Annotated in this window: 12 protein-coding genes; 7 read left to right on the forward strand and 5 right to left on the reverse strand. The window is 71.0% G+C overall.

Features of this window, described 5'->3' with window-relative positions; all coding sequences use genetic code 11:
- Positions 1-9 precede the first annotated feature (9 nt).
- From IF55_RS11345 to cseC, 4 genes are read left to right on the forward strand one after another with little or no spacing between them, the layout of a single operon-like run.
- Positions 10-699: a hypothetical protein gene (locus IF55_RS11345; protein WP_037964058.1), complete on the forward strand. Its 690-nt coding sequence runs from the start codon at positions 10-12 to the stop codon at positions 697-699.
- Positions 700-706: 7 nt separating this feature from the next.
- Positions 707-1414 (forward strand): two-component system response regulator CseB, encoded by a 708-nt coding sequence (cseB, locus tag IF55_RS11350; protein ID WP_030880392.1) that lies wholly within the window; start codon positions 707-709, stop codon positions 1412-1414.
- Positions 1415-1423: 9 nt separating this feature from the next.
- Entirely contained in the window at positions 1424-1678 is a 255-nt protein-coding gene (locus tag IF55_RS39300) for a hypothetical protein (protein ID WP_157854321.1), read from the forward strand.
- Positions 1675-2967: a two-component system sensor histidine kinase CseC gene (gene cseC / locus IF55_RS11360; protein WP_030880397.1), complete on the forward strand. Its 1293-nt coding sequence runs from the start codon at positions 1675-1677 to the stop codon at positions 2965-2967. Before IF55_RS39300 ends, cseC begins: the two co-directional genes overlap by 4 nt.
- Before the next feature lie 58 nt (positions 2968-3025).
- On the opposite strand, the gene IF55_RS11365 is transcribed toward cseC, so the two are convergent.
- Together IF55_RS11365 and IF55_RS11370 are read right to left on the reverse strand one after the other, a co-directional pair.
- Positions 3026-3481 carry a VOC family protein gene (locus IF55_RS11365; RefSeq protein ID WP_030880400.1) on the reverse strand — a complete coding sequence of 152 codons (456 nt, stop codon included), beginning with the start codon at positions 3479-3481 and terminating at the stop codon, positions 3026-3028.
- A gap of 235 nt (positions 3482-3716) precedes the next feature.
- Entirely contained in the window at positions 3717-4955 is a 1239-nt protein-coding gene (locus tag IF55_RS11370) for an MFS transporter (protein ID WP_048831870.1), read from the reverse strand.
- Positions 4956-5043: 88 nt separating this feature from the next.
- Here IF55_RS11370 and IF55_RS11375 point away from each other — a divergent pair, with 88 nt between their 5' ends.
- Complete coding sequence (locus IF55_RS11375) at positions 5044-5706, forward strand: CGNR zinc finger domain-containing protein (RefSeq protein WP_030880405.1); 663 nt, start codon at positions 5044-5046, stop codon at positions 5704-5706.
- Positions 5707-5816: 110 nt separating this feature from the next.
- On the opposite strand, the gene IF55_RS11380 is transcribed toward IF55_RS11375, so the two are convergent.
- Entirely contained in the window at positions 5817-7349 is a 1533-nt protein-coding gene (locus tag IF55_RS11380) for an MDR family MFS transporter (RefSeq protein ID WP_398243664.1), read from the reverse strand.
- A gap of 249 nt (positions 7350-7598) precedes the next feature.
- Here IF55_RS11380 and IF55_RS11385 point away from each other — a divergent pair, with 249 nt between their 5' ends.
- On the forward strand, positions 7599-8174 hold the full coding sequence (locus IF55_RS11385; RefSeq protein WP_030880410.1) for a TetR/AcrR family transcriptional regulator: 576 nt from the start codon (positions 7599-7601) through the stop codon (positions 8172-8174).
- Positions 8175-8346: 172 nt separating this feature from the next.
- On the opposite strand, the gene IF55_RS11390 is transcribed toward IF55_RS11385, so the two are convergent.
- Positions 8347-9042, reverse strand: coding sequence for a M23 family metallopeptidase (locus IF55_RS11390; protein WP_030880411.1), 696 nt, complete (start codon positions 9040-9042; stop codon positions 8347-8349).
- 502 nt (positions 9043-9544) lie between these two features.
- Between IF55_RS11390 and IF55_RS11395 the strand changes: the two genes are divergently transcribed.
- Positions 9545-12724, forward strand: a complete 3180-nt coding sequence (locus tag IF55_RS11395) for an NACHT domain-containing protein (protein WP_051776145.1) — start codon at positions 9545-9547, stop codon at positions 12722-12724.
- On the opposite strand, the gene IF55_RS11400 is transcribed toward IF55_RS11395, so the two are convergent.
- Entirely contained in the window at positions 12705-13082 is a 378-nt protein-coding gene (locus IF55_RS11400) for an ATP-binding protein (protein WP_245661157.1), read from the reverse strand. The genes IF55_RS11395 and IF55_RS11400 overlap by 20 nt on opposite strands.
- Positions 13083-13175: the final 93 nt, after the last annotated feature.

Raw genomic sequence — 13175 nt, forward strand, 5'->3', positions numbered from 1 at the left:
CCAGCACTGATGACGGGCGGCACGGTGGCCTCGATGGCCGCCGCCGCCTGCCTCGTGCTGTCCGGATGCAACGCGAGCGGCGAGGGCGTACGGAAAGAAGGACCCGCGCGGAGCGAGAGCGCGGCCAAAGCGAAGCGGACACCTTCGGCGTCGGCCTCTCCTTCCCAGGAGAAGGTCGACGCCGTCGCGTTGATCAAGGACGACCCGAAGGTCAGCCCGCAGGTCAAGTGGAACCTGAAGCCGTGCGCGAAGAACCAGTACCCGGTCGACGTCTCGTACGCGCAGCTCACCGACTCCGCCCGGACCGACATCGTGGTGAACGTCCTGACCTGCGGCGACTCCTTCGGCGTGGGTGCTTACGTGTACCAGCCCAAGGAGGACACCGCGAGTGCCGGCTCGGGTAAGGATTCCGGCTCGGAAACCGCCTCGGCCTCGGCCTCGCCCCTGGACTCGTACGAGAACGTGTTCTCGGCCGAGCAGTCGCCCGTCTACGCCGACGTGGACCGCCGTGACCTGCGGGTGACCCGGCAGATCTACGCTTCAGGGGACGCCATGTGCTGTCCGTCGGGCGAGGACGTGATCACGTACCACTGGAAGAAGGACAAGTTCCAGGAGACGGGGCGCACGCACACCGACTACAGCAAGGCCGTCAACGGCGATGACAAGGACGACCTCCCCAGCGCGGGAACGGAGGGCTAGAGCAGCGGTGGCCGATACACATGTGCTTTTCGTCGAGGATGACGACGTCATCCGCGAGGCCACCCAGCTCGCCCTGGAGCGCGACGGCTTCGAGGTGACCGCCGTGCCGGACGGGCTGACCGGGCTGGAGAAGTTCCGCGCCGACCAGCCGGACATCGCACTGCTCGACGTGATGGTGCCGGGGCTGGACGGCGTCAGCCTGTGCCGCCGCATCCGCGACGAGTCGACCGTCCCCGTGATCATGCTGTCGGCGCGCGCCGACTCCATCGACGTGGTGCTCGGCCTGGAGGCCGGCGCCGACGACTACGTCACCAAGCCCTTCGACGGCGCCGTGCTCGTCGCCCGCATCCGCGCCGTGCTGCGCCGCTTCGGCCACGCCAGCGGGCCGGGCGGCGGCGCGTCCGCCGCCGACGACGAGCCGCTGGAGGGCAGCGTGCTGACCTTCGGCGACCTGGAGGTCGACACCGAGGGGATGGAGGTGCGCAAAGGAGGCCGGTCCGTCGCGCTGACCCCGACCGAGATGCGGCTGCTGCTCGAATTCTCGGCCGCGCCCGGCACCGTGCTCTCCCGCGACCGGCTGCTGGAGCGGGTCTGGGACTACGGCTGGGGCGGCGACACCCGCGTCGTCGACGTCCATGTGCAGCGGCTGCGCGGCAAGATCGGCCAGGACCGCATCGAAACCGTCCGCGGCTTCGGCTACAAACTTCGGGGCTAGCCTCTCCTCATGGTGCCGCAGACCCCAGGGGAGCGCCCCCCAGCACCCTTCACCGCCCCCGCGCCCGCCCTCTCCCTCGGGCCCGTCATCTCCCCCGCGCCCGCCGTCTCCCTCGGGCCCGGCATCGACCTCGGGCCCGGCGCGACCGTCGCCTCCCCCGCGCGCCGGGGCCGCACGCGGGCCACGACACCGGCCCGGGGCACGACACCAGCCCGGGCCACGACCCCGGCCCGGGGCACGACACCGAGCAGGGCGGCACGGTGAAACTCTCCCTGCGCACCGGGCTGCGCTGGAAGGTCAGCCTCGCCATCGCCGGGGTGGGCGCGCTCGTCGCCGTCGCGCTGAGCCTCGTCGTGCACAACGCCGCGCGCGTCGCGATGCTCGACAACAGCCGCGACGTGATGGACCAGCGGGTCCAGGACGCCCAGCGCATCTACGACTCCACGCACCGGCTGCTGTTCCGCACCAAGATCGACGACCCGGCGCTGCCGCAGCAGCTCCGGGAGGCCGCCGCCCTCGGGCTGCGCGCCACCTACCTCCAGGACTCGGGCGGCGCACCGGAGGTCTGGGCCTCCGTGCCGCTGCGGGACGGCAAGATCCTCTCCGTCCACACCCGGTTCCAGGACCGTTTCGCGATCCTCGACGAGCTGGACAAGGCGCTGGTCATCGGGTCGATCTCGGTGGTGCTCGGCGGTTCCGCGCTCGGCATCCTCATCGGCGGCCAGCTCTCCCGGCGGCTGCGCAAGGCGGCCGTCGCCGCCCGCAACCTCGCCGAGGGCGAGTCGGACGTACGCGTCGGCGACTCCATCGGCGGCCGGGTGCGCGACGAGACGGACGACCTCGCCCGCGCCGTGGACGGCATGGCCGAGGCGCTCCAGGACCGGCTGGAGGCCGAGCGGCGCGTCACCGCCGACATCGCGCACGAGCTGCGCACCCCCGTCACCGGCCTGCTCACCGCCGCCGAACTGCTGCCGCCCGGCCGCCCCACCGAACTCGTACGGAACCGGGCGCAGGCGATGCGCACGCTCGTCGAGGACGTGCTGGAGGTGGCGCGGCTGGACGGCTTCGCGGAGCGGGCCGAGATGCAGGACGTCGAGCTCGGCGAGTTCGTGATGCGCCGGGTCCGGGTGGTCGCCCCGGACGCCCACTGCCGGGTCATCCGGGACGCCTACGTCTCCACCGACCCGCGCCGCCTCGAACGCATCCTCGGCAACCTCCTCGCCAACGCCGCCAAGCACGGCAAGGGGCCGTTCGAGGTCACGGTCGAGGGCCGGGTGCTGCGGGTCCGCGATCACGGACCGGGGTTCCCGGAGGAACTGCTCCGGGAGGGCCCGAGCCGCTTCCGTACGGGCAGCAAGGACCGCGCGGGCAAGGGCCACGGCCTGGGCCTGACCATCGCGGCCGGCCAGGCCAGGGTGCTCGGCGCACGGCTGACCTTCCGCAACGCGGACCCGGTCGCCGAGGGCGGCACCGGCGCCGTGGCCGTGCTGTGGCTGCCGGAGTCCGCCCCCACCAGCACGGGCAGCTTCCCGGTCATCCAGGTCCCGGACTGAGCCGGACCCCGGACCGAAGCGGGACCCGGGCCGGGACTTGGACCGAACCCTTGTCCGCCTACTCGGCGCACTCACCCCAGCCCTTGCTCATGTCCATCTTGTCGCTCTGCTGCGTGAGCGCGAACCAGTTGCCCGAGTCGTCGCGGAACAGCGCCTCGGTGCCGTACGGCCGCTCCTGCGGCTCCTGGATGAACTCGACGCCCCGCGCCTTGAGCGCTTCATAGTCACCCTGGACGTCGTCGGTGGTCAGCACGCCGGGGCCCAGGACGCCCTTGGCCACCAGCTTCTTGACCATCTCGGCGGATTCCTCGTCCAGCCCGGACTTGCCGGGCAGCGACAGCGACAGTTCGAGGTCCGGCTGGTTCTTGGAGCCGACCGTCAGCCAGCGCATGCCGTCGTCGCCGCCGATGGTCATGTCCATACGAACCTCGAAGCCGAGCTTCTCGGTGTAGAACTCCTTGGCCCGTTCCTGATCGAGCACCCAGACGGTGCCGATGGCGAGACCCTTGATCATGACGCGCTCCTAAGGATGAGGTCCGTCCCCCCACCGTAGGCAGGGACGGGTACAGCACGCTTCCTGAGAACCGCGTGGACGGTCGGCCGCCCGTCCACAGTCGGCTGTCGCTGCCTTGCCTGTCTTGCTGCCGTGCTGCCTTGCCTGTCTTGCTGCCCCAGATACTGGCAGGGGGGTCTGACAATCTGCTGTGAGCTGCGGAAACGCCCCTGAGAGGGTCCCGTTTCCCAGCTCGCTACGAGGGCCGGCGGCGGGAGCGGCCGGCGGCGCGAGGGGAAGGAACGGCGGCAGCCGCGCCCGCCCGGCGAACGGCGCCGACCGCGGCGAAGACCAGCGCGGCCAGCACCTCGAACCCGGCGGCCGTCACGAGCGCGCCCGGCAGGGACCGGGCGGCGAGCGGCCCGGCGAGCCCGGCGCCGACCGCGAACGCGGTGATCTTCAGGCTGGCGCCCGTGGTGAAGATCTGGCCGCGAAGCCCCTCGGGCGCCTCCCGGTGCCGTACCGCGAAGAGGGCGGTGAGCTGCGGCCCCTCGCCGATGCCCGCGAGCACCATGGCGGCGACGACGAACGGCGCGGTCCGGACCGTCGCCGCCAGCGACAGCGCGCCGGCGAGGACGAGCGGGCTGCACCACAGGACGGTGTCCGGGCTCAGCAGCCGGGGAAAACGGGAGAGCGTCGCGTTCGCCGCGAGGGCGGAGGCGGCGACGACGGAGAGCAGCAGCGCGCCCCGCCCGGCGCCGCCGAGCGCCTGCGCCCCGAGCAGCGGACAGCACGCCACGAGCATGCCCTCACCGACACAGGAGACCACGGAGGCCGAGGTCGCCCGGGCCAGGGGCCGCGTCCGTACGACGGCCCGGAAGCCCGCCGCGAGGCCCGCGAGCACCGAGGCCGCCGACGTGGCGGGCGCGGGACGGCGCACCGGCGGCAGGGTCCACGCCGAGGGCAGGGCGAGGACGATGAACGCGATGGCGGCCGCCGCCCCGGCGGGGGCCCCGGCCACCCCGGCGAGGAGGCCGGCCAGGGCAGGCCCGGCCAGGCTCGCGACGTTGAACGTCATCGCGTCGAAGGCCGTCACCCGCGGCAGCGCCTCGGGCGCCGCGACGCGCGGCAACTGCGAGGTCCAGCCGCCGGCCAGGGCCGGCCCCAGCAGCCCCGTGAGCACCGCCAGCGCCACGGAGCAGGCGAAGGGGGCGCGGCCGAGGCTGACGAGGACGGCGGCCAGCCCGGCGGCGTAGCCCGCGAGCGCTCCGGCCAGCAGCCGGCCGGGGCGCGCGGACCGGTCGAGGAGCACCCCGAAGAGCGGGCCGCCGACCGCGGCCGAGACCGTCAGGGCCGCCAGCAGAGCGGACCCGGAAGCCGCCGATCCGGTCACCGCGAGCCCGGCCAGCAGCAGGGCGGGCCCCGACATCTCGTCGCCGGTACGGGCGGTCGCCGCGCCGAGCACGTACGAGACGGTCGCGTAACGCTTTCTCATGCGCGGAACGTTACGTACGTAACGCAAATGTTGACCAGGAGCGTTACAACGAGCGTTTCAGCGATCGTCGCAGCGGTACATTCGCCTGATGCTGACGTCGAACAGCGCGTGGTCCGCCCGGCTCTCGGTCCAGAACACCGCCCGGCGGACCGCGGCCCTCATCAACGCCCTGTCCGCCCCCGAAGCCCAGGCCGGAGCCCGGACCGCCGAAGCCCCTGCCGCCACGGAAGCCACAGAGGCCGCGGAGGCCACGAGCAGCCCGTACGCCACGAGCACCACGGCAGGCGCCACAGCCGACGCACTCGCCGTGGCCGACGTACTGCGCGCGTACGGCGAGCCCGACCCCCTGGCGATCTCCGCCGAGGACATCGCGGAGATGCGGGAGGCGGCCGACGCGCTGCGGGAGGTGTTCGCCGCCGGGAGCGCGGGGGCCGCCGCGGCCGTACTGAACGCCCTCCTCCAGCGCACCACCGGCACCCTCCGCCTCACTTCGCACAGCGACGGCTCGCCCTGGCACCCCCACCTGGACAGCCACGACGACGCGCCCTGGGGCGAATGGCTCCTCGCCTCGTCCTGTCTGGCCCTGACCGTTCTCGTCTGGGACCGCCAGTGCCCGCCGGGCGGCGTCTGCGCGTCGCCGAGCTGCCGCGCCGTCTTCGTCACGCTCAACAGCGGCCCCGCCCGTCGCTACTGTTCGCGGCGGTGCGCGACCCGCGAACGCGTGGCGGCCCACCGCCGGGCGCGAGGCTGAGCCCCTCGGCACACACATAGCCGCACCCGTCCCCCGACCCAGGGGGCGGGCGGGGAACGGGTGCGGCGGTTTATGGGGGCGACCCGCGGCGCGGGTAGGGCCCGGCGGCGTCAGGCGCCGCTGACCGCGGCCTTCTCGGCCGAGGTGGCCTCGGCGGCCGAGCCGGTGTCCGGCGTCGAGCCCTCCGACTTCGGCTCCGAGCCGCGGAGCGGGATCTCCTTTATGAACCAGGCGCAGATGAAGCCGATGATGCTGATCCCCGCGCCCCACAGGAACACGTGGTGCGTGCCGCTGGAGACGGCGTGCATGTACGCGTCCTTGACCATGGCCGGCAGCTTGGCGAGGCTCTTCGGGTCCATCTGCGCCCCGCCGGAGACCACCGAGCCGCCCTTGTCGCCGAGGCGGGCGGTCATCGTGTCCGTCACCTGGTTGGTGAAGATCGCGCCGAAGATCGCGACGCCGAAGGAGCCGCCGATCGTACGGAAGAGGGTGGCCGAGGACGAGCCGACGCCCATGTCCTTCATCTCGACGCTGTTCTGCGCGATGAGCATGGTCATCTGCATCAGGAAGCCCATGCCGGCGCCGAGCACCGCCATGTAGACGCCCGAGGTGAAGCGCGAGGTGCCGGTGTCCATCTGGGCCAGCAGGAACAGGCCGACGGTGATGAGCGCGCCGCCCATGACGGGGAACATCTTGTACTTGCCGGTGTTCGTGGTGACGCGGCCCGCGATCAGCGAGACGGCCATCATCGCCAGCAGCATCGGCAGCAGCAGCAGGCCGGAGTTGGTGGCCGAGGCGCCCTGGACGGTCTGCTGGTAGAGCGGCAGGAAGGTGGTGGATCCGAACATCACGAAGCCGACCAGGAAGCCGATCACGGTGACGAGCGAGAAGTTGCGGTTGCGGAAGATGTGCAGCGGCAGTATCGGCGCGCTGACCTTGCGCTCCACGAAGACGAACGCGACGAGGGAGACGACGCCGAGCGCGCCCAGCCCGATGATGCGGCCGGAGCCCCACGCGTACTCCGTGCCGCCCCAGGTGGTGATCAGCACGAGTGAGACGATGCCGATGGTCAGCAGCGCCGCGCCCACGTAGTCGATACGGCCCTCGGCCCGCTTCTTCGGCAGGTGCAGTACGGCCGTGACCATGGCCAGGGCGATCGCGCCGAGCGGCAGGTTGATGTAGAAGGACCAGCGCCAGCCGAGGTGGTCGGTGAGGGTGCCGCCGACCAGCGGACCGCCGATCATGGCGACGGCCATCACGCCGGCCATCATGCCCTGGTACTTGCCGCGCTCACGGGGCGGGATCAGGTCGCCGATGATCGCCATCACGCCGACCATCAGACCGCCGGCGCCCAGGCCCTGGACGGCGCGGAAGGCGATGAGCTGGTCCATCGACTGCGACATGCCCGACAGCGCCGAGCCGATGAGGAATACCACGATCGAGGTGAGGAAGATGCCCTTGCGCCCGTACATGTCGCCGAGCTTTCCCCAGATCGGGGTGGACGCGGCGGTGGCGAGCGTATAGGCGGTGACCACCCAGGAGAGGTGGCTGAGGCCGCCGAGCTCTCCCACGATCGTGGGCATCGCGGTGCCCACGATCATGTTGTCCAGCATGGCCAGCAGCATGGCGATCATGAGGGCCATGAGGACGACGCGCACACTGCGCGGTTGCCGATTCTTTGCCTGACCGTCCGGCTGGTCCGCTGGTGGGGCCTCGTGTCGGGAACGGGCGCTTGACATACTTTTTGCTCCCCCTGGGGCGGCAAGAGAGCCGACCAGCAACTTACTTGCCGACCGGCTAGATGGGTACACTCAGTAAGGTAGACGTCCACTAGCCGGTCGTCAAGTAAGTTTCAATGGGCCCCACACCCAGACGAACGCAGGAGAGCACCCATGGGCACACCGCACACGCGCCGGGGCGACACGCGCCAGCGCATCCAGGACGTCGCTCTCGGACTCTTCGTCGAGCAGGGCTACGAGAAGACGTCACTCCGCGAGATCGCCGAAGCGCTGGACGTGACGAAGGCGGCGCTCTATTACCACTTCAAGACGAAGGAAGACATCCTCGTCTCCATCTTCGAAGACCTCGGACGGCCGCTGGACGAGCTGATCTCCTGGGCCGAGAGCCAACCCCACACCCTGGAGACCGCGACGGAGCTGCTGCGCCGCTACAGCACGTCCCTCACCGACGCCGCCCCCCTCTTCCGCTTCATGCAGGAGAACCAGGCGACGGTGCGCGAGCTGAGCATCGGCGAGCACTTCAAGAAGCGCATGCACTCCATGATCGAACTGCTCCAGGACCCCACGGCCCCACTCGTGGACCAGGCCCGCTGCGTGGTCGCGCTGTTCAGCGTGCACGCCGGAATGTTCGCCCTCAACAACATCGAAGGCGACCCCGAGGAAAAGCGCAAGGCTGTCCTGGAAGTCGCCATCGATCTCGTGACCCAAGCCCACGGATCTCACACGTGAAATCCGGGCCGGTGAGCGGACTCGGCTACGGAGCCCACTCGACCGGGGTCACGCGAAATACCCTGGGGTCATTCACTGTATGAACTTGGCGTATAAGCCTGAGCCTATAAGCCTGAGCGGCCGACCGTGATCGCCGTGTCGGCTGAATCCGCTCAGGGCCGGCTGAATCCGCTCAGAGCTTGTCGCCGTGGGCGCTCATGAAGTGGAGCGGCTCCACCGCGGTGCCGTAGTTCGGCGTGGTGCGGATCTCGAAGTGCAGGTGCGGGCCGGTCGAATTACCGGTGGAACCGGAGAGGCCGATCTCCTGGCCGGTCTTCACGGACTGGCCGACGTGCACGCCGATCTTCGAAAGGTGCGCGTACTGCGAGTACGTGTTGTCGTCGTGCTTGACGACAATGGCATTGCCGTACGCGGGACCGTCGCCGCCGCCGTTCGGGCCGGCCTTCACGACCGTACCGCCGTGCACGGACTTCACCGGCGTGCCGGTGTTGACCACGAGGTCCTGCCCGCTGTGGTTGTGCGACCAGTGGCTGCCGGCGATGCCGAACGGCTCGCCCATCTTGTAGGAGCCCACCGGCTTCACCCAGGAGGAAGCCTTCTTCGCGGCGTCCTTCTTGTGCTGCGCGGCGTCCTTCTTCTCCTGGTCGGCGGCCTTCTTCTGGTTGCTGGCCTGGGCCTTGATCGCGTGGTCGAGCGACGCCACCGAACCGAGCTCCAGCAGGCTGCCCTGCCCGGAGTCCGCGGCCAGCGCGACACCGGAACCGAGCGCGGCCGAGGCGCCGAGGCCGGCGGCCAGAACAGCGGCGCGGGTACGGAGGACGGACTTGTCGGTCTTCTTCGGACTACGGAACGGGGTGTGCTTCGGCATACGGAACAACCTCCAGGGGTGCCAGGAATGAATAAGCCCCGGCTGCGGACCGGAGCGCCATACCTTGGTAACCCGGCAAAGGCGTGCCGCCAAGGGGGGTATCTACTATCCTCGGCCGTACCGAACCAAAAGGAATTCCGCCTCTTCACGCCCCCGCGGCCAACCCCCCGAAAACCCCGCCCCGAACACCCCCGAAACCCCCGTGGGCCACGCGCCCGGCCTCCGCTGACCTGCCCGTAAGAACGCTCGCCCAAAAGCCCCCCGAACCTCCCCGGTAAAAGCCCCGCCCGCCCCGGGCCGAAAGTCCCGAACCCAGTCAAGGCACTCCCCCTAAACTGTTTAGTACCCGGGTGAAGCCCTGTGCCGCATGTCACCGGCACATAAGATCAAACCAATTCCCCCCGGGACTTCCGCCCGTCCGTTTCGGGACCTGTGGCCCGGGGGCAGCGGTACGCTGCCGGGCAGCAGACAGCGCCACACGGCCACCCGGGGGTACGGGCGAGTGGATCCCGCAAGCATCGGCGCACGGCTCGCGTCCAGCGCCGTCGCGCCGCTCATCAGGAAGCTGTTCGTGTGCGACGGCCCGGGCGCCGGCCTGGTCGCCAGGCCCGTCCGCGTCTCAGCGCTGGTCTCCTTCCGGGGCGAGAAACGGACGCTGGACCGCGATGACGTGCTCAAACTCGCGTCGCACCTGGTAGACCGGGCCGTACGAGCCGCCGGACCGCACGACGCGCTGCCGCCGGATGAGCACCAGGCAGTCGTCAGCGCTCTCGGCAGCGCCCTCTACTCACTGGGCTCCCTGGACATGGACGACGTCCAGGCCGTCCGCCTCGGCCACGCGGAACTGGCCCGGCGGCTCCGCGACCGGGCGGGCTCCCCGGCCCGGTACCTCTCCACAGACGCGCGCTACCTCTACGACGGCCTCCTGGAGGCCGCCTGCCTGCACATCCTGCACTTCTTCACCCAGCGCTCCACCTTCGTGGCCCGGACCCTGGTGGAGCAGAGCGGCCTGATAGCCGGGCTGATCGCCAAGACGGACGCCCTCATCGCCCGGACCCCGCGCCCGGGGGACGAGGACGCCGGCTTCGAGCGCCGGTACCTCGCCCATATCGCGCGGAAGCACGGCAAGCTCACGATCTACGGCATCGACCTCACCAATTCGCCGGACCGGTGGCCGCTGGACACGGCGTATCTGAGTTTGGAGGCGAGGGAGCCGGAGCGGGTGGCGCCCCTCAGCGCAGACGAGGACTGGCGGCCGGAAGAGACGGCCCGTCCGCTCACGCCACCCGCCACCCCGCTCCCGGCCGACCAGGCGCTGACCCACCACGACCGCGTATTGCTGCGCGGCGTGGCCGGTTCCGGCAAGACCACCCTGGTCCAGTGGCTGGCCGTCTCCGCCGCCGGCGGCGAGGACCTGGCCGAACGCATGGCGTACCTACAGGACCGCATCCCGTTCGTCCTTCCACTACGCACCCTCCCCACCCACGGCGAGCGCGCCCCCGCACCCGACCGCTTCCTCGCCGCGACCGGCTCCCCGCTCGCCGGGGCGCAGCCCCACGGCTGGGCCGACCGCGTGCTGCGCGCCGGGCGCGGGCTGCTGCTGATCGACGGCGTCGACGAGGTCCCGGACGCCGACCGGCGGCACACCCGCACCTGGCTCCGCGACCTCGTCGAGCTCTACCCCGGCAACCGCTGGCTGATCACCTCGCGCCCCTCCGCCGTACGGGACGACTGGCTGGCCTCCGACGGCTTCACCGAACTGACGCTCGCGCCCATGGGACGGGCCGAGGTCGCCGCCTTCGTCCGGCGCTGGCACACGGCGGCCCGCGTCGGGGTGAGCGCCGAGGAGAGCACGCGGCTCGATACGTACGAGACCCAGCTCCTCAACGCCATCGCGGCCAAACCGGACCTGGGCCGACTCGCCACCAACCCCCTCATGTGCGGCCTGATCAGCGCCCTGCACCGCGACCGGCGCGGCTTCCTGCCCAGCGGGCGCAAGGAGCTGTACGACGCGGCCCTGTCGATGCTGCTGACCCGCCGCGACCGCGAGCGCTCCATGAGCGGTCTCGCCGAGGTCGAGCTGCGCGAGGAGCCGCAGATCCAGATTCTCCAGAAACTCGCCTACTACCTCATCCGCAACGGCCGCACGGAGATGGCGCGCTCCCGCGCCGAGGCCATCATCGCGGACGCGCTGCCCGCCGTCCGCGAGGCCGCCGCCCAATGCGACGCGGCCACCCTCCTCAAGCACTTCGTCCAGCGCAGCGGGCTGCTCCGCGAGGCGTCGTCGGAGTCGGTGGACTTCATCCACCGGACCTTCCAGGACTACCTCGGCGCGCGGGCCTTCGTGGAAGAGGGGGACTTCGGGCTACTGGCCCGCAACGCGGAGGACGATCAGTGGGAGGACGTCATCCGCATGGCGGTGGCCCACGCCAGGCCGCGCGAGCGCGCGGAACTCCTCGGCGACTTGCTGGCCCAGGGCGACATGGCGAAGGACACTTTGGCCCAGGCCCGCAGCTACCTCCTGTCGGCGGCGTGCCTTGAGTACGCTGCCGAGCTCGACCCGGCCGTACGGGCGGAGGTCGAGCGGCGCACCGCCACCCTCATCCCGCCGAAGGACTACGACGAGGCCGTCGCCCTGGCCTCGGCGGGCCCGATCGTCCTCGACCTGCTGCCCGGCCCGAAGGGCCTCGACGAGGAGACGGCCGGCAATATCGTGTTCACCGCGCGCCATGTGGGCTCCGAACGCGCGATCCCCTTCCTGGCACGGTTCACCCGGCACGAGTCGGAAACGGTCCATGCGCAACTGATCGCCTCCTGGAACGCTTTCGAGACGGAGCGGTACGCCGAAGAGGTCATAGCCCACCTCCCGCCCGCCGGTCTGTACTTCACCGTACGGTCGGACGAACAGTTGCACGCGCTACGGAACCTCGGCACCCGCCCCATGCTGGGCGTCCACGGCGACGTCTCCCCCGAGGCGCTGACCGCGTACGCCCACGACGCCACCCTCACTCACATCAGAATCCGCGATAACACAGCCCTCACCGACCTCTCCTTCCTCGCCGGTCAGACGGAGCTGTGCTCGATCAGGATCGAGGGGTGCGCTGAGTTGTGCGACCTCTCGGGCCTCGGAGCGCTGCCGCTGACAGCCGTGAGGCTCATCAACCTGACGCGCGGCAGCCGCATCCGACGGCTCCCGCCGTCATCCCGCGTCCTCGACCTGACGCTCCCGGCGCAGACCGCCTGGCGACTGGAGGACCTGCCGGGCGAAGCGCCGCTGCGCTGCCTGCACCTCAGCCGCGCCACCCGGCCAACGGGCGGCCTGTGCGGCCTCGGCCGACGGTGGCCCGGCCTCACCGAACTCCAACTCGGCCCGGACAGCAGCCCGCAGACCACTTCCGACTGGACGGAACTAGGCGCGCTGCCACACTTGTCCGACCTCCGTATCGCCACGGAAGCCCTGGCCGTCCTCCCGCCCGGCCTCGCCTTACCCTCCGTCCGAACCCTCAGACTCGAACAGGGCCGAGTCCCACCGGGAGCCGCCGACCTGATCGCGGGCCTCTGCCCACAACTCACCGTCCTGTCCCTCCTCGGCCACGAACCCGCGCTGGGCCCCCTCAGCGGGCTGCCGCCGGGGGTCGAGGTGCAAGCCCCCGACACGGACCTCACCCCGCGGGGACGTTGAGCTGGAACCACACCCCCTTCCCCCTGCCGACGGCAGCGGCCGTCACCCCGCACAAGTCCGCCATCGCGTACACGAGAAACAGCCCCCGCCCATGCGTGTCCCCGCCCCCCACCCGCCGCGGCGCGGGCAACCGCGCGAGCCCCGGCCCGTCGTCGTGCACCTCGATCCGTACGTACGCGGGCTCGACGGCGGCCACGAGCATCACGTCCCCGACCGCGTGCTGATGCACATTGGTCACCAGCTCCGAGGTGCAGAGCACGGCCACGTCGGCGAGACGATCCAGCCCGGACGCGGCGAGCACACTGCGCACGAAGTCACGGCAGATCTTGGGAGCGGCGGGGGTGCTGGGGGTGAACACGCTGTGAGTGAGTGGTGGTTCGGTACATACGCCCATGAGACGCCTCCATGGCGCTTCGCAGTGGGGGTGCGGTGGCGCTGCGCTTCGCTTCCC

The sequence above is a fragment of the Streptomyces varsoviensis genome (assembly GCF_000718635.1).
GTDB lineage: Bacteria > Actinomycetota > Actinomycetes > Streptomycetales > Streptomycetaceae > Streptomyces > Streptomyces varsoviensis.